Origin of the sequence: Jannaschia faecimaris (assembly GCF_900107415.1) — a bacterium.
GTDB classification, from domain to species: Bacteria; Pseudomonadota; Alphaproteobacteria; order Rhodobacterales; family Rhodobacteraceae; genus Jannaschia; species Jannaschia faecimaris.
Window position 1 is genome coordinate 18,073 of the sequence record NZ_FNPX01000015.1, and the last position, 21,340, is coordinate 39,412.

The 21,340-nt window shown below is 62.1% G+C and carries 19 protein-coding genes; 11 read left to right on the forward strand and 8 right to left on the reverse strand.

Annotation, left to right across the window (positions count from 1 at the left end; genetic code table 11):
* The first annotated feature begins 34 nt into the window (after positions 1 to 34).
* From obgE to phoB, 11 genes are all read left to right on the forward strand, one after another.
* Positions 35 to 1,084 carry a GTPase ObgE gene (gene obgE / locus BLV27_RS14365; RefSeq protein ID WP_092647195.1) on the forward strand — a complete coding sequence of 350 codons (1,050 nt, stop codon included), beginning with the start codon at positions 35 to 37 and terminating at the stop codon, positions 1,082 to 1,084.
* Complete coding sequence (gene proB, locus BLV27_RS14370) at positions 1,069 to 2,166, forward strand: glutamate 5-kinase (protein WP_092647196.1); 1,098 nt, start codon at positions 1,069 to 1,071, stop codon at positions 2,164 to 2,166. Before obgE ends, proB begins: the two co-directional genes overlap by 16 nt.
* Positions 2,167 to 2,184: 18 nt before the next feature.
* Positions 2,185 to 3,444: a glutamate-5-semialdehyde dehydrogenase gene (locus BLV27_RS14375; protein ID WP_092647259.1), complete on the forward strand. Its 1,260-nt coding sequence runs from the start codon at positions 2,185 to 2,187 to the stop codon at positions 3,442 to 3,444.
* A 24-nt stretch (positions 3,445 to 3,468) separates the two neighbouring features.
* Entirely contained in the window at positions 3,469 to 4,683 is a 1,215-nt protein-coding gene (locus tag BLV27_RS14380; protein ID WP_092647197.1) for a trans-sulfuration enzyme family protein, read from the forward strand.
* A 119-nt stretch (positions 4,684 to 4,802) separates the two neighbouring features.
* Positions 4,803 to 5,834 carry an ATP-binding protein gene (locus BLV27_RS14385; protein WP_092647198.1) on the forward strand — a complete coding sequence of 344 codons (1,032 nt, stop codon included), beginning with the start codon at positions 4,803 to 4,805 and terminating at the stop codon, positions 5,832 to 5,834.
* A 175-nt stretch (positions 5,835 to 6,009) separates the two neighbouring features.
* A complete protein-coding gene (locus BLV27_RS14390) occupies positions 6,010 to 7,044 on the forward strand; it encodes a substrate-binding domain-containing protein (RefSeq protein ID WP_092647199.1) in 1,035 nt (344 codons plus the stop codon).
* Between the two features lie 63 nt (positions 7,045 to 7,107).
* Positions 7,108 to 8,571: a phosphate ABC transporter permease subunit PstC gene (gene pstC, locus BLV27_RS14395; RefSeq protein ID WP_092647200.1), complete on the forward strand. Its 1,464-nt coding sequence runs from the start codon at positions 7,108 to 7,110 to the stop codon at positions 8,569 to 8,571.
* Complete coding sequence (gene pstA / locus BLV27_RS14400) at positions 8,568 to 9,917, forward strand: phosphate ABC transporter permease PstA (RefSeq protein ID WP_092647201.1); 1,350 nt, start codon at positions 8,568 to 8,570, stop codon at positions 9,915 to 9,917. Before pstC ends, pstA begins: the two co-directional genes overlap by 4 nt.
* Positions 9,918 to 9,932: 15 nt before the next feature.
* Positions 9,933 to 10,730: a phosphate ABC transporter ATP-binding protein PstB gene (gene pstB / locus BLV27_RS14405; protein ID WP_092647202.1), complete on the forward strand. Its 798-nt coding sequence runs from the start codon at positions 9,933 to 9,935 to the stop codon at positions 10,728 to 10,730.
* A gap of 10 nt (positions 10,731 to 10,740) precedes the next feature.
* Entirely contained in the window at positions 10,741 to 11,457 is a 717-nt protein-coding gene (gene phoU, locus BLV27_RS14410) for a phosphate signaling complex protein PhoU (RefSeq protein ID WP_092647203.1), read from the forward strand.
* On the forward strand, positions 11,457 to 12,143 hold the full coding sequence (gene phoB / locus BLV27_RS14415; RefSeq protein WP_092647204.1) for a phosphate regulon transcriptional regulator PhoB: 687 nt from the start codon (positions 11,457 to 11,459) through the stop codon (positions 12,141 to 12,143). Before phoU ends, phoB begins: the two co-directional genes overlap by 1 nt.
* A 215-nt stretch (positions 12,144 to 12,358) precedes the next feature.
* Here phoB and BLV27_RS14420 read toward each other — a convergent pair whose 3' ends face one another.
* The 8 genes from BLV27_RS14420 to ugpB form a co-directional block, all read right to left on the reverse strand.
* A complete protein-coding gene (locus BLV27_RS14420) occupies positions 12,359 to 13,315 on the reverse strand; it encodes a fumarylacetoacetate hydrolase family protein (RefSeq protein ID WP_092647205.1) in 957 nt (318 codons plus the stop codon).
* Positions 13,312 to 14,673 (reverse strand): homogentisate 1,2-dioxygenase, encoded by a 1,362-nt coding sequence (gene hmgA / locus BLV27_RS14425; RefSeq protein ID WP_092647206.1) that lies wholly within the window; start codon positions 14,671 to 14,673, stop codon positions 13,312 to 13,314. The genes BLV27_RS14420 and hmgA overlap by 4 nt, the downstream gene beginning before the upstream one ends.
* A gap of 186 nt (positions 14,674 to 14,859) precedes the next feature.
* Positions 14,860 to 16,515: a Na/Pi cotransporter family protein gene (locus BLV27_RS14430; protein WP_092647207.1), complete on the reverse strand. Its 1,656-nt coding sequence runs from the start codon at positions 16,513 to 16,515 to the stop codon at positions 14,860 to 14,862.
* 81 nt (positions 16,516 to 16,596) lie between these two features.
* A complete protein-coding gene (locus BLV27_RS14435) occupies positions 16,597 to 17,643 on the reverse strand; it encodes an ABC transporter ATP-binding protein (protein ID WP_092647208.1) in 1,047 nt (348 codons plus the stop codon).
* An 8-nt stretch (positions 17,644 to 17,651) separates the two neighbouring features.
* The gene (ugpE, locus tag BLV27_RS14440) at positions 17,652 to 18,488 is read right to left on the reverse strand and encodes a sn-glycerol-3-phosphate ABC transporter permease UgpE (RefSeq protein ID WP_092647260.1); all 837 of its coding nucleotides are present in this window, start codon (positions 18,486 to 18,488) and stop codon (positions 17,652 to 17,654) included.
* A gap of 56 nt (positions 18,489 to 18,544) precedes the next feature.
* On the reverse strand, positions 18,545 to 19,426 hold the full coding sequence (ugpA, locus tag BLV27_RS14445) for a sn-glycerol-3-phosphate ABC transporter permease UgpA (RefSeq protein WP_092647209.1): 882 nt from the start codon (positions 19,424 to 19,426) through the stop codon (positions 18,545 to 18,547).
* Positions 19,427 to 19,445: 19 nt separating this feature from the next.
* Positions 19,446 to 19,850, reverse strand: a complete 405-nt coding sequence (locus tag BLV27_RS14450; protein WP_092647210.1) for a hypothetical protein — start codon at positions 19,848 to 19,850, stop codon at positions 19,446 to 19,448.
* 69 nt (positions 19,851 to 19,919) lie between these two features.
* Positions 19,920 to 21,233: a sn-glycerol-3-phosphate ABC transporter substrate-binding protein UgpB gene (gene ugpB, locus BLV27_RS14455; RefSeq protein WP_092647211.1), complete on the reverse strand. Its 1,314-nt coding sequence runs from the start codon at positions 21,231 to 21,233 to the stop codon at positions 19,920 to 19,922.
* Positions 21,234 to 21,340 lie beyond the last annotated feature (107 nt).

Consider the following 21,340-nt stretch of genomic DNA (forward strand, 5'->3'; position numbering starts at 1 on the left):
GCACGACCCTGCGCCCCAATCGGAAACCTGTGCCATGAAATTTCTGGATCTTGCTCGCGTGCATATACGCTCCGGCGGCGGTGGCTCGGGTGCCGTTTCGTTTCGGCGCGAGAAATATATCGAATACGGTGGCCCTGACGGCGGCAACGGCGGTCGCGGCGGCGACGTGATCGTGGAGACGGTCGAGGGCCTGAACACCCTGATCGACTTCCGTTACCAACAGCATTTCTTTGCCAAGTCCGGGCAGGGTGGCATGGGCAAACAGCGCACGGGCAAAGACGGCGACAGCATCACGCTTCGCGTGCCCGTCGGCACCGAAATTCTGGACGAAGACCAGGAGACTGTGATCGCCGACCTGACCGAACCGGGACAGCGCATCATCCTGGCAAAGGGTGGCAACGGCGGCTTTGGCAACATGCATTTCAAGTCGGCCACCAACCAGGCCCCGCGCCGCGCGAACCCCGGTCAACCGGGCGTGGAGCGCGAAATCTGGCTGCGCCTGAAGTTGATCGCTGACGTGGGCCTGCTTGGCCTGCCCAATGCGGGCAAGTCGACTTTCCTTGCGGCAACATCGAATGCACGGCCCAAGATCGCGGATTACCCCTTTACCACGTTAGTGCCCAATCTGGGCGTTGTCGGTGTGGACGGTGTCGAATTCGTAGTGGCCGACATTCCCGGCCTGATCGCAGGTGCCCACGAGGGGCGCGGGATCGGTGATCGGTTTCTGGGACACGTCGAACGGTCCGGCGCGCTGCTGCATCTGGTAGACGGAACCGCGGAGGATGTTGTCGAGGACTATCAGACTATCATCACGGAGCTTGAGATGTATGGTGAGGGACTTGTCGACAAGCCGCGCCTGACCGTCCTGAACAAGATCGATGCGCTGGCACCGGATGATCTGGAAATTCGCCGCAAGGCCTTGTCCCAAGTGGCAGGCTCCGACGTGTTGGCCATGTCAGGCGTTGCGGGCATCGGCACGACCGAGGTTCTGCGCGCTTTGCGGGACATGATTGGCCTCAAGTCCCCGGAAGAGCTTGCCGCTCAGGAAGAGGACGAAGGAGACAAACCTTGGTCGCCTGTCTGAACGACGCCAAACGCATCGTTATCAAGATCGGGTCGGCCTTGTTGGTTGATGCGGTGACCGGAGCACCCCGGGTGGACTGGCTGAAGGGCCTGACCGAAGACGTCGCCATGCTGCGCGCCGAGGGCAAGGAGGTGATCCTGGTCTCATCCGGCTCGATCGCGCTCGGGCGGCGCATGCTTGGCATCACCGGCCCGCTCAGCCTCGAACAGTCGCAGGCGGCCGCCGCAGTGGGCCAGATCCGGCTGTCTGCCGCCTACGAGGCTGCGCTGCAACCGCTGCCATGCGCCCAGGTCCTGCTGACCCTGCACGACAGCGAGAACCGCCGCCGTTACCTGAATTTACGAAATACGTTCAAAGCGTTGCTTGATCTGGGTGTCGTGCCGATTGTAAATGAAAACGACACCGTCGCCACAGACGAAATCCGCTATGGCGATAACGACCGCCTTGCCGCGCAGGTTGCAGCCATGGCCGGGGCAGACGTTTGCATCCTGCTTTCGGATGTCGACGGGCTCTATACCGCGAACCCGAACCTTGACCCTGAAGCCAGGCACCTGCCCGTGGTTCGAGAAATCACCGACGAGATTGCCGCCATGGCCGGCGAGGGAGTGTCGGGCGTGTCCAAGGGCGGCATGATCACCAAGATCCTTGCCGCGCGGACAGCGACGGCGGCGGGCTGCGCGCTCGTCATCGCGTTGGGGCATCAGTCGCCGATCAGGGCGCTTCGCTCGGGCGCGCGCTCAACATGGTTCATGCCCAAAGACGACCCGCACAGCGCGCGCAAACGCTGGATCAACGCGATGAAACCCCGCGGTGTCATCACGATTGACGATGGCGCGGCGCGCGCGCTTGGACGGGGCAGTTCCTTGCTGCCCGCCGGCGTGACGGCCATCAGCGGGGAGTTCGGGCGCGGGGAGCCGGTGCGGGTCGAGGATCAGCGCGGCAACCTTGTTACCTACGGCCTGACCAATTACGCAGCGACGGAAGCAACCTTGATCATGGGGCTCCAGTCCGACGAAGTGGCTGGCACCCTCGGCTATGCCGGTCGCACCGCCTTGGTGCACCGCGATGACATGGCCATGTAAGACATGGGAGACGACACGATGAAAGATCAGATCGAAGACATTCCCCGCATGATGCACACCATCGGCGAGGCCGCGCGCGCCGCGACCGCCGAACTGGCCAGTGCGTCTGCGGATCGCAAGCAGGCCGCCCTGACTGGTGCCGCCGATGCCCTTTGGGCCGCGCGCGCCGATGTGCTTGCAGCAAACGAAAAGGACATGGACTTTGGGCGAGACAAGGGCCTGTCGGATGCGATGATGGACAGGCTGAAGCTGGACGAGGGGCGCATTCAGGCGATCGTGGACAGCCTTCGCTCCATCGCAGGTCAGGCAGACCCGGTGGGACGTGTTCTGGCCGAGTGGGACCGCCCCAACGGCTTGCATATTCAGCGCGTCGCGACACCCTTGGGTGTCATCGGTGTGATCTACGAGAGCCGCCCGAACGTGACCGCTGACGCCGGGGCCCTGTGCCTCAAGGCGGGTAACGCAGTAATCCTGCGGGGCGGCTCCGAGAGCTTCCACTCCAGCCGCGCGATCCACGCCGCGATGATCGAGGGGTTGCGCGGTGCCGGACTGCCCGAAGCGGCGATCCAACTGGTGCCGACGCGCGACCGCGCCGCCGTGACCGAGATGCTGACCGCCACGGACCATATTGACGTGATCGTACCACGCGGCGGCAAGGGCCTTGTCGGTCTGGTACAGCGCGAAGCCCGCGTCCCGGTCTTTGCCCACCTTGAAGGCATCGTGCATGTCTATGTCGACAAATCCGCCGACCCTGAGATGGCGCGCAAGATCATCCTGAACGCCAAAACGCGGCGCACCGGCATTTGCGGGGCCGCTGAATGCCTGCTGATCCACCGCGATATTGCCAACACCCTGGGGGCCGAAATGGTGGCCGACCTGATGCGCGAGGGTGTAGAGGTTCATGCGGGTGAGGGGCTGACGGGCACAATCGTCGCGACCGAGGATGACTGGGGCACGGAATACCTGGACATGAAGATCGCCGCCAAGATCGTGGACGGCGTCGATGGGGCCATCGCGCATATCCGCAAGTACAGTTCCAGTCACACCGAATGCGTTATCGCCGAGGATCCTGACGTCGTGGCGCAGTTCTTCGGACGGATCGACTCTGCGATCCTGATGCACAACGCCTCGACCCAGTTCGCCGATGGTGGTGAATTCGGGATGGGGGCTGAAATCGGGATCGCCACGGGCAAGATGCACGCGCGCGGACCGGTCGGAGCGGAACAGTTGACGAGTTTCAAATATCTCGTCACTGGAAAGGGTGCGATCCGCTCATAATCAACAGCTTGGAAGGCGAAATTCATGTCAGATCCTGAATTCGGGGGCCACCCCAACCTTGTGCGCCGGACGGCGTTTCCCGCATCCGTCAGCCGGGCTGTCGTTACGCCATTGCAGCCTTCGGTCGTCTATTCCTCACCCGACCCGGATGCGCTTGACGATCAGTATGAAGGTCGGGCGGCTGGGTATACCTACGGCCGCGAGGGGCATCCGAACGCCGACGTCCTGGCGAAGATGATCGACAGTCTGGAGGGTGGCCCGACCGAGGCGGGGCAGGGTGGCATTATCACCGGGTCGGGGATGTCGGCCGTGACGGCGACACTGCTGGGTCTGCTGTCGTCGGGCGACCACATCGTCGGCGGCAATCAGCTTTACGGTCGCAGCCTGCGGATGATGACCCAAGATTTGCCGCGTTGGGGCATCACTTCGACATTGGCCGACCCCACCGACGTGGCCGCGATGGAGGCGGCGATCACGCCTGCGACCAAGCTGCTTCTGGTCGAGGTCGTGTCCAACCCGACCCTGCGCATCGCCGACATGGACGGGATCGAGAAACTGGCGCGCGACCGGGGCCTGATCCTCGTGGTCGACAACACCTTCACCACACCCTACGGCTTCCCCGCCTTCACGCGCGGGGCGGATGTTGTGATCCATTCGGTCACCAAATTACTGGCCGGGCATTCTGATGTGACGCTGGGCTATGTCCGCGCGCGCGATCCGGCGCAGCGCAATGCGATCTACGACACGAACGTCACGCTGGGCCTGACACCAAGCCCGTGGGATTGCTGGATGGCGGAACGGGGGCTTTACACCTTCGATATGCGGTTTCAGCGGGCGCAGGAGAATGCTGGCACCCTCGCGCAACTTTTCGCGGATCACCCGGCGGTGGACGCCGTACTCTATCCGGGGCGCTCTGACCATCCCGATCACAACCGGGCCGGCGCGCTTTTGGACGGCAACTGGGGCAACATGTTGAGCATTCGTCTTAAGGGCGGGCGGGCGCAAGCCAACGCCCTGACGCGCGCGGCACCGCAAGTGGCCTTCGCGCCGACGCTGGGCGACGTGGGCACGACGCTGTCGCATCCCGCGTCGAGCAGCCACCGCGCCCTGACGCCGGACGGACGTGCCGCGCTTGGGATCACCGAAGGGTTCTTCCGCGTATCCGTCGGCTGTGAACCGATTTCGCTTCTGGAGCAGGACTTTCGTTTTGCATTGGATGCCGCTGCCGCTGTGACCTAGGGCTTCGTCAGTCGGGCGCGGCCCCAACGAGGGTCGCGCCCAGTGTCATCAACCAGCAAATAGTTGACAGAGAACGGGCGACCGCGCAGGCGGCAAGGATCACGGAGGCAGGAATCGCAATGATTGAGTCCGTTCTCGACGCACTTCTGGAGCCCGCGATGCTCCTTGACGGCTCTGGCCGGGTCTCCGTTGCCAACCTTGCCGCGCAGGAACGCCTGGGTGTCTGGGTGATTGGACGATCCTACGTCAGCGTCCTGCGGCAGCCGGCGCTTCTGGGGCCAGTCGAAGACGCTTATTCCGAAGGCACCAGTGGCATCGCCCGGTTCGTGCACAGCTCCGGACAGGTTGAGACCCTGTTCGAAGTAAGTATTTCTGCGTTGACCGAAGCCGGGGAGGGGACGCGCCACGTCCTTCTGGTTTTCAGGGATGTATCGGATGCACATGCCGGCGAATCCATGCGACGGGATTTTGTCGCGAATGTCAGTCATGAATTGAAAACGCCGCTGACCGCCGTTTCTGGCTTTATAGAAACATTGCAGGGTCCGGCCCGCAATGACGCGCCCGCCCGCGATCGGTTTCTGGGAATGATGGCGCAGGAGACGGCGCGCATGAACCGTCTGGTGTCCGACCTTCTGTCGCTAAGCCGGTTGGAGGGGCAGTCGCGCAGACGACCGACCGAAGTCGTGGATCTTGTCGGTGTTATATCCGAAACGATGGGTACATTGCGCCCCGGGGCCGACACCAACGAGGTTCAAATCGTGACCGATCTGCCCGATAGCGCTGCGATGCCGGCCGACCGCGATCAGATCATTCAGGTCATCACCAATCTGGTGGAAAATGCCATCAAGTATGGACGTCAGCCCGGCGTGGTCACGCTCTCGCTGGCCCACGTCGCGCGGGAGCCGGTGATCAAGGGGCCGGCCTGGCAATTGTCGGTGCGTGATGCGGGGGCCGGAATCGCACCTGAGCATATCCACCGCCTGACCGAGCGGTTCTACCGTGTCGACACCGACCGTTCGCGGGCGAAGGGCGGCACGGGTTTGGGCCTCGCAATCGTCAAGCACATCGTGAACCGACACCGCGGCCGGTTGCGCATCGAAAGCGTCGTGGGGCAGGGGACCGAGGTTTTGGTGACCCTGCCGGCGGCCTGATCGCAAGGGTTTGAGAAGCTCCGGCTGTGGGGCCGTCCTTTAGGGCGGCGGCTACCACCGTCATCAAACTGTTACACGGGCGTCACAAAAGGCCAACATCGCGCCCCTAGCTGCTGCAATGAGCGGGTCCCGAGGCGGGAGCCGTCAGACGCTCAACGAAATTCAGGAGCATGCCATGTCCATCAATAAGGCCACCGTTTCGGCGCTTGCCATCGTCGCTGTCTCGGCCACCGCCGCCGCTGCCCGCGATCAGGTTCAGATTGCCGGGTCTTCGACCGTTCTGCCTTACGCATCAATCGTCGCCGAAGCCTTTGGCGAGAACTTTGACTTCCCGACCCCTGTCGTAGAGTCGGGCGGCTCATCGGCCGGTCTCAAGCGTTTTTGCGAAGGTGTGGGTGAGAATACGATCGATATCGCCAATGCATCGCGCAAGATCCGTGACGGCGAAATTGCCGCCTGCGCCGACGCCGGCGTGACCGATATCATCGAAGTCCGCATCGGCTATGACGGCATCGTCTTTGCCAGTCAGCAGTCAGGCCCTGCCTTCACCGAGTTTACACCTTCGCAGTGGTACCTCGCGCTCGCCGCCCAAATTCCGGGCGAGGATGGGAACTTGGTCGATAACGCCAACAGCAGTTGGTCAGACATTGACGAGGCGCTGCCTGACGTGGGCATCCTGGCGTTCATCCCGGGTACCAAGCACGGCACGCGCGAAGTGTTCGAAGAGAAGGTCATTCTTCAGGGATGTGAAGACACGGGCGCGATGGAACGTATGATGTCCGCCGGGATGGACGAGGACGCGACCGAAGAGGCCTGCATGTCGATCCGCGCCGACGGGGCATCGGTCGATATCGATGGCGACTACACCGAAACTCTGGCCCGCATCGAAAGCGACGGCAACGGCGTCGGCGTCTTCGGTCTGTCCTTCTATGAAAACAACACGGACAAGCTAAAAGTGGCCAAGATGGGCGGCGTTGTTCCGTCGACCGAGACGATTTCGACCGGCGAATACCCTGTGTCGCGGCCGCTGTACTTCTACATCAAGAAAGCACACCTGGCCGCGATCCCCGGTCTGAAGGAATACGCCGAGTTCTTCGTCAGCGATGACATTTCGGGCCCCGATGGTCCGTTGTCCGAGTACGGCCTCGTATCCGATCCCGAATTGGCCGAGACGCAGGCCACGGTTTCGGACGAAGCCACGATGAAGTAATGCACCCCGGACCGGGGGAGCGATTCCCCGGTCCGGCCCTTTGACGACCCCGGAGACCGCGCCATGCCCCTCAACTGGATCCTCCTGATCCTTGCCGTCATCGGCATCGCTGCCTTCATCGCCTCCCGGTTTCGCGCAATCGGCTCGGTCGGCGGGGATGCGCGCCGCCTTCACTCGCTTCCGATCTACTACGGGATGAACGGTGCCATGATGGCGCTGGTCCCAGCACTTTTGCTGCTGGCGGTCTGGCTGATCATGCAGCCCTTGCTGTTGGAGCGGTCTATCCTGGCCGGCTTGCCGGACAGTGCGATCCCCGTCGGCAGTACGCCCGGTCTTGTCATGTCCGACGTTCGTCGCGTTGCCGACGGGATCGAGACGGGCTTTGCGACGGGAGCCTTCACCCGTGGCGACCTGACCACGTTGACGACCGAGGCCGTCGGATCCGTCCTATCGGCGGGGGGCACCGCACTTGGCACCCCGCTGACCGCCGATGTCCTCTCGGCAGCCGCCGACTACTGGCAGGCGCGGGGCACACTGTCCTGGATTATGGCCACCGCAGCGATCGGCTTCGCGCTGATCGGCGCGGCTTGGGCCATTCGCCAGTCGGAGGGCGACTTCCGCGCCCGCAACGTGGTCGAGAGGGGTGTCTTGGTCCTCCTCATCGCCGCAGCTTCCATCGCGATCCTGACAACGGTGGGTATTGTACTGTCCATGGTGTTCGAGACGTCGAACTTCTTCCGCCAGTATGACTGGAAGGATTTCTTCTTCAGTACAACATGGTCGCCCAGCTTCTCGGGCCGCGGCGGCGGGTCGGATCTAGGCATTCTGCCGCTGCTCTGGGGTACGCTGTACATATCGGTGATCGCACTGATCGTGGCCGTGCCCGTGGGCCTTTTCGCCGCGATCTATCTTTCGGAATACGCCGGAAAGCGGTTCCGCAACATCGCCAAGCCACTGATTGAGATTCTGGCCGGCATTCCGACGATCGTCTACGGTCTTTTCGCACTGATCACCGTTGGCCCCCTGCTGCGTGACGCCTTCGCCTCGCCGCTGGGTCTGGGCAATTCGGCGTCGTCGGTGATGACGGCCGGTCTCGTGATGGGAATCATGTTGATCCCATTCGTCAGTTCCCTGTCGGATGACATCATCAATGCCGTTCCGCAGGCGATGCGGGACGGCTCGCTCGGCCTTGGGGCCACGCAGTCGGAAACGATCCGTCAGGTCATCGTGCCCGCCGCCCTTCCGGGTATCGTGGGGGCCGTTCTGCTGGCAGCGTCTCGCGCCATCGGCGAGACGATGATCGTCGTCCTCGGGGCAGGGGCTGCGGCCCGGCTTGATCTCAACCCGTTCGAGGCGATGACAACGGTAACTGTTAAGATCGTCTCGCAACTTACTGGTGATACTGACTTTGCATCGCCAGAGACACTGGTGGCGTTCGCCCTAGGTCTGACGCTTTTCGTGATCACGCTGGCCCTTAATGTTCTGGCCCTCTTCATCGTCCGCAAATACCGGGAGCAGTACGAATGACCGACGCGACCGCAACGATGGGCGATGGGGCCGGCAAGGGCAGCCTGTTAGCCAAGGACAGCCGTACCGCCAAGCGCAACGCCGCCGAAAAACGGTTCAGGCTGTATGGCCTCGTCGCTGTTTGTATCGGTATCGCGATGCTGGTGATGCTGCTGACGTCGATCCTGTCGAACGGCCTGTCGTCCTTCCAGCAGACGACAATCCAGATCCAGGTGAACCTGCCGGAGGCCAAGCTGGACAAGTCCGGTGTCCGTGATCCCGAAGTAATGGCCAAGGTCACGACGTTTGGCTACGCGCCGCTGCTACGCGACGGCTTGCAGGCGACCATCGCCGGGGCGGGTATCGAGACCGAGGTTTCGGCCAAGGATGCCGCGGACCTCATCTCCGACGAAAGCGTGGCGCAGTTGCGTAACCTCGTTCTGGCGAACCCTGATCTGATCGGCCAGACGATTCCGGTAGAAGTATTGGCCTCAGGGCGGATCGACGGCTTTTACAAAGGCCGCGTGACGATGGAGTCGGCGGAGCTCGACAGCAACATCAGCCCCGCGCAGTTGCAGCTTGCCGACGCGCTCAAGGAGGCGGGCCTGCTTAGCACCTCGTTCAACTGGCTGTTTTTCACCGCACCCGATGCCTCGGACACGCGGCCCGAAGCCGCGGGCCTTGGAGTGGCGATCTTGGGTTCGCTCTACATGATGCTGATCGTGTTGGTTCTGGCTCTGCCCATCGGTGTCGCAGCCTCTATCTACCTAGAGGAATTTGCGCCCCAGAACCGATGGACCGACCTGATCGAGGTGAACATCTCGAACCTCGCCGCCGTGCCATCCATCGTCTTCGGTATCCTGGGCCTCGCCATCTTCATCAACTTCGCGGGTCTTCCTCAATCGGCCCCGATCGTCGGGGGCCTGGTTCTGACGCTGATGACGCTGCCGACGATCATCATCGCCACCCGCGCGGCCCTCAGGGCCGTGCCGCCGTCGATCCGCGATGCGGCCCTCGGTCTCGGTGCCTCCAAGATGCAAAGCGTGTTTCACCACGTCCTGCCGCTTGCCATGCCCGGCATCCTGACCGGCACGATCATCGGGTTGGCGCAGGCTCTTGGTGAAACTGCGCCGCTTCTGCTTATCGGTATGGTCGCCTTCGTGCGCGAATATCCGGACAGTCCGCTGGACGGCGGTCTGTTCGATCCGGCAACTGCGCTGCCGGTGCAAATCTACAACTGGACCCAACGGTCCGATCCGGCCTTTGTGGAACGAGCCAGCGGTGCGATCATCGTGCTTCTGTTGTTTCTGCTGGTCATGAACCTGACGGCCATTTTCCTGCGCCGGAAGTTCGAGCGGCGCTGGTAAGGGCAGGGGGACGATATGAAAGACACACAAGCGACGGAGACCGCCGTGACCACCGAGACACCCAAGATCACGGCGCGCGGCGTTCAGGTCTACTACGGCGACACACACGCCATCAAAGACGTAGATGTTGACATCGCGGCCAACACCGTGACGGCCTTTATCGGTCCATCCGGTTGCGGTAAATCGACTTTCCTGCGTTGTATCAATAGGATGAACGACACCATTCCGATCGCGCGGGTCGAGGGCGATATCCGCATCGACGGCGAAGACATCTACGACAAGCGCGTGGACCCGGTGCAGCTGCGCGCCAAGGTCGGTATGGTCTTCCAGAAGCCGAACCCGTTTCCCAAGTCGATCTATGACAATGTGGCCTACGGGCCGCGCATCCATGGGTTGGCGACGGACAAGGCTGACCTGAACAATATCGTCGAGAATGCGCTGCGTCGGGCCGCGCTCTGGGATGAGGCGAAGGACCGGTTGGACGAACCTGGCACCGGGCTGTCCGGCGGGCAGCAGCAGCGCCTGTGCATCGCACGCGCCGTCGCCACCGCGCCCGAGATCCTGCTGATGGACGAACCCTGCTCGGCCCTCGATCCAATCGCGACCGCACAGATCGAGGAATTGATCGACGAACTGCGACAGAATTTTTCGGTCGTGATCGTGACTCACTCGATGCAGCAGGCCGCCCGTGTCAGCCAGAAGACCGCGTTCTTCCACCTTGGCCATCTGGTTGAATACGGAGAGACTGGCAAGATTTTCACCTCGCCCGAGGATTCTCGGACCGAGAGCTACATTTCCGGCCGTATCGGCTGAGGAGGTCCAAATGATCAATCAAACGCACATCGCCAGCGCCTTCGACCGCGACCTTGAGGCCATTCAGACCCAGATCATGAAGATGGGCGGAATGGTCGAAGCGGCCATCGACGACGCGACCCGCGCCCTTCTGGAGGGCGACACGGGGCTGGCCAATGCCACGCGCCGCGGCGACAAGGTGATCGACGCGCTAGAGGTAACCGTCAACGAAGAGGCCGCCCGCGTCATCGCCCTGCGCCAGCCAATCGCGACTGACCTGCGTACGGTTCTGAGTGTGTTCCGCATTTCCGCAGCCCTTGAACGGATCGGCGATTACGCGAAGAACATCGCGAAACGTACTGAAATACTTGCGGATTTGCATCCTGTCGACGGCGGAACAGCTTCCTTGAAGCGCATGTCGAAGGCGGTCCAGATTATGCTTAAAGACGCGCTCGACGCCTATATTCAACGTGATGCCGCGCTTGCTTATGACGTCCGTGCCCGAGATGAGGAAGTGGATCAGATGTATAACGGCCTGTTCCGTGAATACCTGACCCACATGATGGAAGATCCCCGCAACATTACGGCCTGTATGCACTTGCATTTCATGGCAAAAAACATCGAGCGGATGGGTGACCTTGTGACCGGAATCGCCGAACAGGTAATCTATCTTGTGGACGGTGAACTGCCCGACGAAGACCGCACCAAGGCCGACATTACCAGCACTGCCAAGGGGGGCATGGTCTGATGGCACAGCCCTCCGTCCTGGTGGTGGAAGACGAGGCGCCGCAGCGGGAGGTTCTTGTCTACAACCTGGAAGCAGAGGGTTTCATGGTGCTTCAGGCCACAACGGGTGACGCTGCTTTGGAAATGGCGCGGGAGGATGTACCTGACCTGATCCTGCTGGACTGGATGCTGCCCGAAGTATCGGGCATCGAGGTTTGCCGCCGTCTTAAATCGGCGGCCGATACGCGTGCCATCCCGGTTATCATGATCTCCGCGCGATCCGAGGAAGTCGACCGAGTGAGGGGGCTGGAAACAGGGGCAGACGACTACGTCGTGAAACCCTATTCCGTGGTCGAGCTTATGGCCCGCATTCGGACCCAACTGCGCCGTGTGCGACCGGCGTCCGTGGGCGAGCGGCTGGAATTCGGCGATGTCACGCTGGATACCGCCGAACATCGTGTCTTTCGCGCCGGCAACGAATTGCATCTGGGGCCGACAGAATTCCGGTTGCTGACAACTTTCATGGAGCGGCCCGGTCGTGTCTGGTCACGTGACCAATTGCTTGATCGTGTCTGGGGCCGCGACATCTATGTCGATAGCCGAACGGTCGATGTTCACGTGGGACGTTTGCGCAAGGCACTGCGCAACGCAACCGGGGCCGACGATCCGATCCGTACGGTGCGTGGTGCAGGATATGCGCTTGGATGACTACTTGTTATCAAGCCACTCGGAGCCGTGGTTGTGAGAAAGGGTAGTCGCCTGCTTCGCACTGCATTATCCAATAACCAAGATTATGTAATGTAAGCGTCTGCTGCATTACAGGGATACACTGGATCGGCTGCCGATCATCAGGAACTCGCGCCATCGTTGCGAAACGCGATCAGCGGTTGCCCTACCATTACGAAGGCCGTCTCAGCGCAATATCAGGCCCGCCAATCTTGCACGGTTTGATCAATGGTTCCGAAGAGGCTTTTCCCTTCGTGTTCCATCCATATCTCGACCCGATCTCCTGTGGTCAGAAACGGCGTGGTCGCGCTGCCGGTTTGGATCGTTTCAACCATGCGCTGCTCCGCGATGCAGGAGTACCCCGCGCCGCCGTCCACGATCCGGTCCCCCGGGCCCCCTTCCCGCTTGTTCGATACGGTGCCAGAGCCGATCACGGTCCCGGCCCGCAGGGGGCGCGTCTTGGCGGCATGGGCGATAAGTTCGGGAAAGCCGAAGGTCATGTCCTGACCCGCATTTGTTTGACCGAACGGCAGCCCGTTTAGATTCACGCACATGGTCGCATGCAGCCGGTCGCCGTCCCAACACGGCAGTTCATCGGGGCTGAGCGCCAGCGGCGCAAACGCCGAGGGCGGTTTGGATTGTACAAACCCGAAACCTTTCCCCAGTTCCGCTGGAACAAGCGCGCGCAGAGACACATCGTTCAGCAGCATTATGAAGCGGATGGCAGCCCGCGCGGTATCGACCGTCGCACCCATGTCGACGTCGGAAATCACGACGGCGACCTCTGCTTCGAAGTCGACACCCCACGCGGGGTCACCCGAAATGGGGTCGGTCGGACCGAGAAACGGATCGGAGCAACCCTGATACATCAGCGGATCGGTCCAGAAGCTCCGAGGCATTTCCGCCCCTCGCGCCCGGCGAACAAGTTCCACATGGTTCACATAGGCCGAGCCGTCCAGAAACTGCCACGCGCGTGGCATCGGGGCCGTGCATCGGGTGATGTCGAATGGCTCTGGCTCGCCCTCTGGCGGGGCAACTCCGTATTCGATCATCTCGGCAAAGGAGCGGCGCTGCATTCGGGTGGAGGTCTGACGGTCCGGTGCGACGATGCGAAGCTCCCCATCGCGCTGCTTCGGGTAGGAGGCAAGGATCATCCCTTCACTCCCGGTGTGCCATCAAACAGCTTGGGCATATCGCCCCAGCAGTCGATATAGTCGTCCTGCAAGGGGGCTTCGGTCGCGGCGAACGGTGTGAGGTGCTGCGGAAAGCGGGTCTCGAACATGAAGGACATCGTGTCTTTGAGCTTGTGCGGCTTCAGGTCGGCGTTGGACGCGCCCTCGAACGCCATCCGGTCCGGCCCATGGGGCAGCATCATGTTGTGCAGCGACATACCGCCTGGCACGAACCCCTTGGGCTTGGCATCGTACTGGCCGTGAATGTTCCCCATCAATTCCGACATGACGTTCTTGTGGTACCATGGCGGGCGGAACGTATCCTCGGCCACCATCCAGCGGTCGCGGAACAGCACAAAATCGATGTTGGCCGTCCCCGGCACGCCAGACGGTGCCGTCAGCACGGTAAAGATCGACGGGTCAGGGTGATCGAACAGGACCGATCCGACTGGGCAGTAGGTGTTCAGGTCGTATTTGACCGGTGCGTAATTGCCGTGCCAAGCGACGACATCCAGCGGCGATTGCCCGATCTGCGTGACGTGGAACTGTCCGCCCCATTTCACGGTAACGGTCGAGGAGACTTCGCGGTCCTCGAAGGCGGCGACCGGTGTCTTGAAGTCGCGGCGGTTCGCCATGCAGTTGGCCCCGATCGGCCCGCGCTCGGGCAGAACGAACTTCTGGCCGTAGTTCTCGCAGACGAAACCGCGGCACGGCCCCTCCAGAACCTCGACACGGTAGACCAAGCCACGCGGTAGGATGGCCACCTCCTGCGGGGCTAGGTCGATGATCCCAAGTTCAGTACAAAATCGCATCCGACCTTGCTGCGGAACGACCAACAGTTCGGAATCGGCGGAATAGAAATAGGCATCCACCATGCTGTCGGTCACGACATAGACATGGGCCGCCATCCCCACCTGGGTGTTCACATCACCCGCAGTCGTCATCGTGCGCATCCCCGTCAGCCAGGTCGTTCCCCCGGCCTGCAACACGGGGTCCCAGCGATACTGCCCCAGAGAGATGACGTCCGGATCGACCAGAGGTGCGGATTTCCAGTACGGAAGATCTACCCGCTTGAACCGGTGCGTGTGCTTGACCGACGGGCGGATGCGATAGCACCACGTCCGCTCGTTCTGATGTCCCGGTGCCGTGAATGCGGTTCCCGAAAGCTGTTCGCCGTAAAGGCCATAGTTACACTTCTGCGGCGAGTTCATACCTTGCGGCAGCGCGCCAGGCAGGGCTTCGGTCTCGAAATCATTGCCAAAGCCGGGCATGTAGCCCTCATGCGGGCCGGGGATCGAGGGGGCCTGAATGAACTGGCTTGTCTTGGCGCTTGCTTTCATCGGATCCTCCTCAACTACCCCCTTGGCATAGCCGTTACTTTTGTAACCAACAATCTGTGGCCCGCCCAAGACAACGCGAGCATTGGTCGTGCCCAGCTATAAGGATCGGAATCCCGCTGCCTTCCTGCCTCGGAAATCGACTTGCGGAGACGCCTGAGTGCATTCGCGCTTTTTGGGTCAGTACCATCAAGTCAGTCGCGACGTCAGCAGGCGCCCGGCCTGATGAAGCAGAGGATAGGCAACCATCGAAAAAGAGGTATTCACAAGTTTCAGACTGCGCAGGGTTTCCTGGTGAATTGCCGACGTTTCCAGGCTTTCGGGACGTCCGTCACGCAAACGGGCCAAATGGGAATGTTGCAGTTCGTTCTCCAGCCCGCGCATCGCGTCCTTCTTGGCCATGAGGCCGTGTGCCGTATCCGGGTCGCCGGTCATCAGCACGTCAAGGGCAAGCTGCGCGTTGACCAGAACGCGATTGTGAAAGTCAGACAGTTCCGCCTGCCCCGCGTCGGAGAAGCGAAGGCCTTCGGCGTGCAAGCGGTTTGCAATGACCCGCAGGTTTCCCGAAATCGCGTCGGACGCGGTTTCGAAGTCGACGGCGATGCGCGCAAGGTCCTGTGCCGCCTGCTCCACCGGCTCGTCCTTACAGCGGCGCGACAGGCTGGCGAGGAACAGTTTCACGTCGTGATGGCGCTCGGCCACGAAAGCCTCGTTCGCCTGCAGGTTCGCGGCGGCTGTCTCGTCCCAATTCTGGAATAGGTCACGCGCGGTGCGCAGCATCGCCTCGACGGTCTCTCCGATCCGCAATACCTCGCGGCGGGCAAGTGCGAGTGCCTGCTCGGGCCGATCCAGCGCTGCATTGTCGAGTGCCGTCCGGGGACCGGTTGCGCGCCCACCGGCCGGGGCCAACGGGTGCAGGAGCGTGGCAAGACGCTCTGCCGGGCCGATCAGGGGGAGGAAAAGCAGTGCCAACGCCACGTTGAAGCCGATATGCACACCGATAAGCTGCGCGGTAATCTGAGCGCCCGCGCCCGGCAGCGGACCTTCCAGCCGGGACAGCAGGAATGTGGCGAAGGCAGCCGCTGACGCACGCATCACCAGATTGGCGGTCGTGACGCGACGAACCTCGGGGGGCGCGGCAAGCGTCAGAACGACGGCGATCAGGGCTCCACCCGCGTTCGCGCCCAAGATCATCGCCATCGCCGCAGCTGGCGGCAGGACGCCCTGCGCCGCAAGTGTGACGTAGAAAAGGATGGCGGCCACGCTGGAATGCATCGCCCACGCCACCGCCGCGCCTAGGATGAATGCCAGCGGCAGGTCCGATGTCAGCGCCGTCAGGACCGCCGTCACGCCGGTGCTTTCGCCGAGCGGTGCCGTCGCGTCACGGATCAGGTCGAGCGATACAAACACCAACGCCAGTCCGATCAGGATGCGACCGATCTGACGAACGCGGGCCGTCGGGCCGCGCAGGAACAACACGACCCCGAACAACAATAGCGCAGGGACCAGAAGGTCCGCGCCCGACAGCAGCACCGAGGCCACGACCGCCGAACCCAGGTCGGCCCCCAGCATGATCGCGATGCCGGTCGCCGCGCCGACGCTGCCCGCGCCGACGAATCCGCTGATCAGGAGCGCGACCGCAGTCGAGCTTTGCAATGCGATGGCTGACATCGCGCCAGTTGCCGCCGCAAGGAAGCGCGACCGCGCCGATCCCCGCAGCCAGCCGCGCAATTGCCGGGCGAAGGCCCGCTCGACTCCCGTGCGGATCAGACGCACGGCCCAAAGCAGCAACGCCACTGCGCCCGCGACGTGTAGGATCAGAAAAAGACCGCTGGACTGGGCCATTGGGTCAGCGCCGCTGCATTCGGTACTGGTAAGCGCCTGACTGTGGCCTGTAATCGATAGGTGCCGGCAAACAGGCCGCGATCATGTCAAGCGATGCCCGTCAACTGCGTCGAAGATATGCAGGCTGCCGAGTTGGACGCTTAGACGCAGAACTTCGTTCGTCGTGACGCGGTGCACGCCCGCCAGACTAGCGGTAAAGGCTTGACCGCAGGCCAGACGCCCATGAAGCAGCGTGTTCGCGCCAAGTGGCTCCGCCATGCGGACAGTCAGCGTAAGTGGGCCATCGGGATCAACGTCAACATGTTCCGGCCTTATCCCAAGAGACACGGCACCATCGGCCCCCTGCCCGCCTGGAATCGATGTCTCACCGATATGCAGCACACCACCTTCGGCATGCGCGTCCAGAACATTCATGGACGGTGATCCGATGAACTGCGCTGCGAAAAGGGTCTGCGGCGTCTCGTAGACATCCAGTGGTGTGCCGATTTGTTCGGCACGGCCAGCGTTCATCACGATCATGCGGTCGGCCATCGTCATCGCCTCGACCTGGTCGTGGGTGACATAAAGCGATGTGATGCCCAATCGGTCCTGCAGATCGCGGATTTCCAGCCGCATCTGCACGCGCAGCTTGGCATCGAGGTTCGACAATGGCTCGTCGAACAGGAACACCTCGGGTTCGCGCACGATGGCACGGCCCATGGCGACGCGCTGTCGCTGACCGCCGGACAGGTCGCGCGGGCGACGATCAAGATAGGGGTCGAGTTGCAGCAGCTTGGCTGCCTCGCCCACCTTGCGGTCGATCTCGGGCTTGCTGTCGCCCGCGATCTTGAGGCCGTAGCCCATATTCTGGCGCACCGACATGTGCGGATAAAGGGCGTAGTTCTGGAACACCATGGCGATGTCGCGATCCATCGGTTCCACCTCGTTGACGCGCCGCCCGCCGATGCGCACCTCGCCTGCAGAGACGCTTTCAAGGCCCGCAACCATACGCAGCAACGTGGACTTGCCGCAGCCCGAAGGCCCGACGATGACGATGAACTCACCGTCTTCGATGGTGGTCGTTACGCCATGGATAACCTCGGTCTTGCCGAAGCGTTTCTTGACGTCGATCAGCTCTACGTTCGCCATTCCGGTCCTTACTTTTCGCTGTCCACGAGGCCGCGGATAAAGAGTTTCTGCATCGAGATGACGACGACGATCGGCGGGATCATCGCCAGGATCGAGGTGGCCATGATGACGGGCCAGTCAGCCACATCATCGCCGGACGGGAACATCTGTTTGATGCCCATGACGATGGTGTTCATCTCGGGGTCAGTGGTGATGAGCAGCGGCCAAAGGTATTGGTTCCAGCCATAGATGAAGAGGATGACGAAAAGCGCGGCGATGTTCGTCCGGCTCATCGGCATAAGGATGTCCCAGAAGAAGCGCATCGGGCGCGCGCCATCGACGCGGGCCGCCTCGGCCAGCTCGTCCGGAACGGTCATGAAGAACTGCCGAAACAGGAAGGTCGCCGTCGCGGACGCGATGAGCGGGAAGATAAGGCCGCCGTAGGAGTTGAGCATCCCAAACCCCGCGACGACTTCATAGGTGGGTACGATCCGCACCTCGACCGGCAGCATCAGCGTCAGGAAGATCATCCAGAAGAACACCGATTTTCCCGGGAACCGGAAATAGACAATCGCGAAGGCAGACAGCAGCGAGATGATGATCTTGCCAACCGTGATCCCGAGCGCCATCACAAGCGAATTGAACAGCATCGTCGCGACAGGCACGTTAACGCCCGAAAAGAGAGCCGCCTTGTAGTTCGTCAGGAATTGATCCCCCGGCCAGAGTGGCATCGGCGGGCGCACGATTTCGGGCTGCGTCACAGTCGAGGCGACGAAGGCGAGCCAGATCGGGAAGAACACGATCAGAACGCCCAGGATCATCAGAACATGTGTCAGCCAGAGCGATGCGCCGCGCCGCTCAACCATTCCGGGTGCCGGCTCGCGGCGCGGCTCGGGACCGGATGCAACTTTGGTGACGTCGGTCAATAGTGCACCCTCCGCTCAATGAACTTGAACTGGACAATTGTGAGCGCACCCACAAGGACCAGCAAGATTACGGATTGCGCCGCCGAAGAGCCGAGGTCCTGGCCCACGAAGCCGTCGGCGAATACCTTGTAGACCAAGATTGTCGTGGCTTGCTGCGGCCCGCCCGCGGTGATCGTGTGGATCACGCCGAAGGTCTCGAAGAAGGCGTAGACGATATTGACCACCAGCAGGAAGAATGTCGTCGGCGACAGCAGCGGCAGGACGATCGTCCAGAACCGTCGCCAGAACCGCGCGCCGTCAATCGCAGCCGCCTCGATCACCGATTTTGGCACGGCTTGCAGCGCGGCAAAGAAAAACAGGAAGTTATAGCTGATGCGGCCCCAGGCCGACGCGACAACGACAAGGCCCATCGCCTCCGCATCGTTGAGAACGTGATTCCAGTCATACCCCAACTGTCCCAGGTACCAGGCCACGACGCCAACGCGCGTGTTGAACATGAAGAGCCACAGCACACCCGCCACCGCCGGCGCCACCGCATAGGGCCAGATCAGCAGCGTGCGATAAGTGCCCGCCCCCTTGACCAACCGGTCGGCGATAACTGCAAGGAACAGCGCCGGTATCATCGAGACCACCGTCACCAGCGTCGAGAAGATGGCCGTCGTAACGAATGACGCGCGATAGTACGGGTCGGACAGCAGGTATTCGAAGTTTCCGAGGCCTACGTATTGCATCGACAAGCCGAACGGATCCGGGATGAACAGCGAATTCCAGATCGCCTGCCCCGCCGGATAGAAGAAGAACACCGCCGAGACGATGACCTGCGGCGCAATCAGCAGAAGCGGCAGAAGCCAGCCCTTGAAGGTGACACGCTTTTCCATTTCTTCCCCTTTGCCCCCTTCAAACCAGTGCGAGCACGAAGCCCAGAGCGCCAAGGCCCGTCAAACCCGCCGCAGGTCGCCACGGTGTGCGTACCCCGGTTTCGGTCTCGACGCCGCGCATTACTGCGACAGCAGTTCCGCCAGCACCGGCGATCATGATGAGCACGGCCAGTTTCGCCCAGAATGCATCACCCATGACCCCGCCCAAAGCCACGATCGCCACACCCCCCGCAAGCGCCAGAAGCGCCCCGGCCAACACCCGGTAGAGCGCCCCGATTACCCGTTTGGTCGCCGGGCCGACCGTGTCAGCGGCCATGATCCTTGCGTGGTATTCCACGGGCGGCGTCGCCCGCAGATACTTCAGCGCCAGCCCAGCCATCCCGAGGGCGGCCAGACAATCCAGAAAAATAGCAACGATCAACAATCCCCGTTCCCCCGGCGAACCATCACGTGTGGATCACGCGCCCCGCGAACGGGACGCGTGACTTTGGTCTCAGCGGCTGGCTTGCTCGAACCGGCGCAGAAGCTGGTCGCCCCGCTCCTTTGCGCTGTCGAGGGCTTCCTGTGCCGACTTGTCACCGGCCCAGACGCCCTCAAGCTCCTCGTCGATGATCGTACGGATCTGGTCGAACGACCCCAACCGCAGACCTTTGGAATTCGCCGTCGGCTCGTTTGTGGTCATCTGGATGACAGCCACGTCGGTTCCAGGATTCTCATCATAGAAACCCGCCTCGCGGGTTGCTTCGCCCGCCGCTGTTGTGATCGGCAGATAGCCGGTGTCCTGGTGCCACTGTGCCTGAACCGGGGTGGACGACAGGTAGGCCAGGAACTCGGCCACGCCCTCGTAATCCTCGGCCGGCTTCCCTTCCATCACCCACAGCGACGCGCCGCCGATGATCGTGTTCTGCGGCGCGTCCACGACGTCAGAATCATAGGGCAGCGGGCGCACGTCAAAGTCGAACTCCGCCTCGGCCTTGATGCCCGCGTATCCTGCGGACGACTCGGTGAAGAGTGCGCATTCCCCGGCGCGGAAGTTCGCGCCACCCTCGTTGCGGCGACCGGCGTAGATGAACTTGCCGTCTTGTGCCCATTCCCCCATCCGGGCGATGTGGCCAACCTGCGCCGGCGAATTCAGGGCCAGTTCGGTGTCGGTCCCGGCAAAGCCGTTATCCTGCGTCGCAAAGGGAACGTTGTGGTAGGCCGAGAAGTTCTCAAGGTGCACCCAGCTCTGCCATGCGGTGGTCAGCGGGCAGGTGCTTCCGGCGGCCTTCAGCTCGTCGAGGACGGGACCAATGTTCTGCCATGTCGACAGGTCGACGTCGGGGTCGATACCGGCCGCCTCCAAGGCATCGCGGTTCACCCAGAGTACTGGCGTGGAGGAGTTGAACGGCAACGAAAGCATCTCACCGTCTGTCGTGGTGTAGTAGCCTTTGACCGCGCCGATATAGGCGTCGGGGTCGAATTCGACGGACGAGGCCTCCATGACCTCGGCGACGGGCTTGATGGCCCCCGCAGCCCCCATCATCGTGGCGGTGCCCACTTCGAAAACCATCAGGATGTGCGGCTGCTCACCGGCGCGGAAAGCGGCGATGCCTGCGTTCAGCGTCTCGGAGTAGTTGCCCTTGTGGCTTGCCACGACGGCGTAGTCAGACTGGCTTGCGTTGAAATCCTCGACCTGCGCCGCGACCAACTCGCCCAGGCGACCGGTGAAGGCGTGCCAGAACTGGATCTCGGTCTGTGCAAGAGCCGCCAGAGGCGACAGAATGGTGGTGCCGGCGACAAGCGCGCCGATCGTAAAGCGTGTCATGATGTTCCTCCCAAGAACGGTACAAGAGCCCGTGAACGAGCCCCGTGTGCCGCGATGGTACGCCGACGGTATTGAATAATTCAAGGCTATTGCACGTATTTCTGTTA

Excerpts from the sequence above, each read along its gene's own strand:
- obgE (WP_092647195.1), top strand. The coding sequence starts at position 35 with ATGAAATTTCTGGATCTTGCTCGCGTGCATATACGCTCCGGCGGCGGT.
- BLV27_RS14375 (WP_092647259.1), top strand. The coding sequence starts at position 2,185 with ATGAAAGATCAGATCGAAGACATTCCCCGCATGATGCACACCATCGGC.
- BLV27_RS14380 (WP_092647197.1), top strand. The coding sequence starts at position 3,469 with ATGTCAGATCCTGAATTCGGGGGCCACCCCAACCTTGTGCGCCGGACG.
- BLV27_RS14385 (WP_092647198.1), top strand. The coding sequence starts at position 4,803 with ATGATTGAGTCCGTTCTCGACGCACTTCTGGAGCCCGCGATGCTCCTT.
- BLV27_RS14390 (WP_092647199.1), top strand. The coding sequence starts at position 6,010 with ATGTCCATCAATAAGGCCACCGTTTCGGCGCTTGCCATCGTCGCTGTC.
- pstC (WP_092647200.1), top strand. The coding sequence starts at position 7,108 with ATGCCCCTCAACTGGATCCTCCTGATCCTTGCCGTCATCGGCATCGCT.
- pstA (WP_092647201.1), top strand. The coding sequence starts at position 8,568 with ATGACCGACGCGACCGCAACGATGGGCGATGGGGCCGGCAAGGGCAGC.
- pstB (WP_092647202.1), top strand. The coding sequence starts at position 9,933 with ATGAAAGACACACAAGCGACGGAGACCGCCGTGACCACCGAGACACCC.
- phoU (WP_092647203.1), top strand. The coding sequence starts at position 10,741 with ATGATCAATCAAACGCACATCGCCAGCGCCTTCGACCGCGACCTTGAG.
- phoB (WP_092647204.1), top strand. The coding sequence starts at position 11,457 with ATGGCACAGCCCTCCGTCCTGGTGGTGGAAGACGAGGCGCCGCAGCGG.
- BLV27_RS14420 (WP_092647205.1), bottom strand. The coding sequence starts at position 13,315 with ATGATCCTTGCCTCCTACCCGAAGCAGCGCGATGGGGAGCTTCGCATC.
- hmgA (WP_092647206.1), bottom strand. The coding sequence starts at position 14,673 with ATGAAAGCAAGCGCCAAGACAAGCCAGTTCATTCAGGCCCCCTCGATC.
- BLV27_RS14430 (WP_092647207.1), bottom strand. The coding sequence starts at position 16,515 with ATGGCCCAGTCCAGCGGTCTTTTTCTGATCCTACACGTCGCGGGCGCA.
- BLV27_RS14435 (WP_092647208.1), bottom strand. The coding sequence starts at position 17,643 with ATGGCGAACGTAGAGCTGATCGACGTCAAGAAACGCTTCGGCAAGACC.
- ugpE (WP_092647260.1), bottom strand. The coding sequence starts at position 18,488 with ATGGTTGAGCGGCGCGGCGCATCGCTCTGGCTGACACATGTTCTGATG.
- ugpA (WP_092647209.1), bottom strand. The coding sequence starts at position 19,426 with ATGGAAAAGCGTGTCACCTTCAAGGGCTGGCTTCTGCCGCTTCTGCTG.
- ugpB (WP_092647211.1), bottom strand. The coding sequence starts at position 21,233 with ATGACACGCTTTACGATCGGCGCGCTTGTCGCCGGCACCACCATTCTG.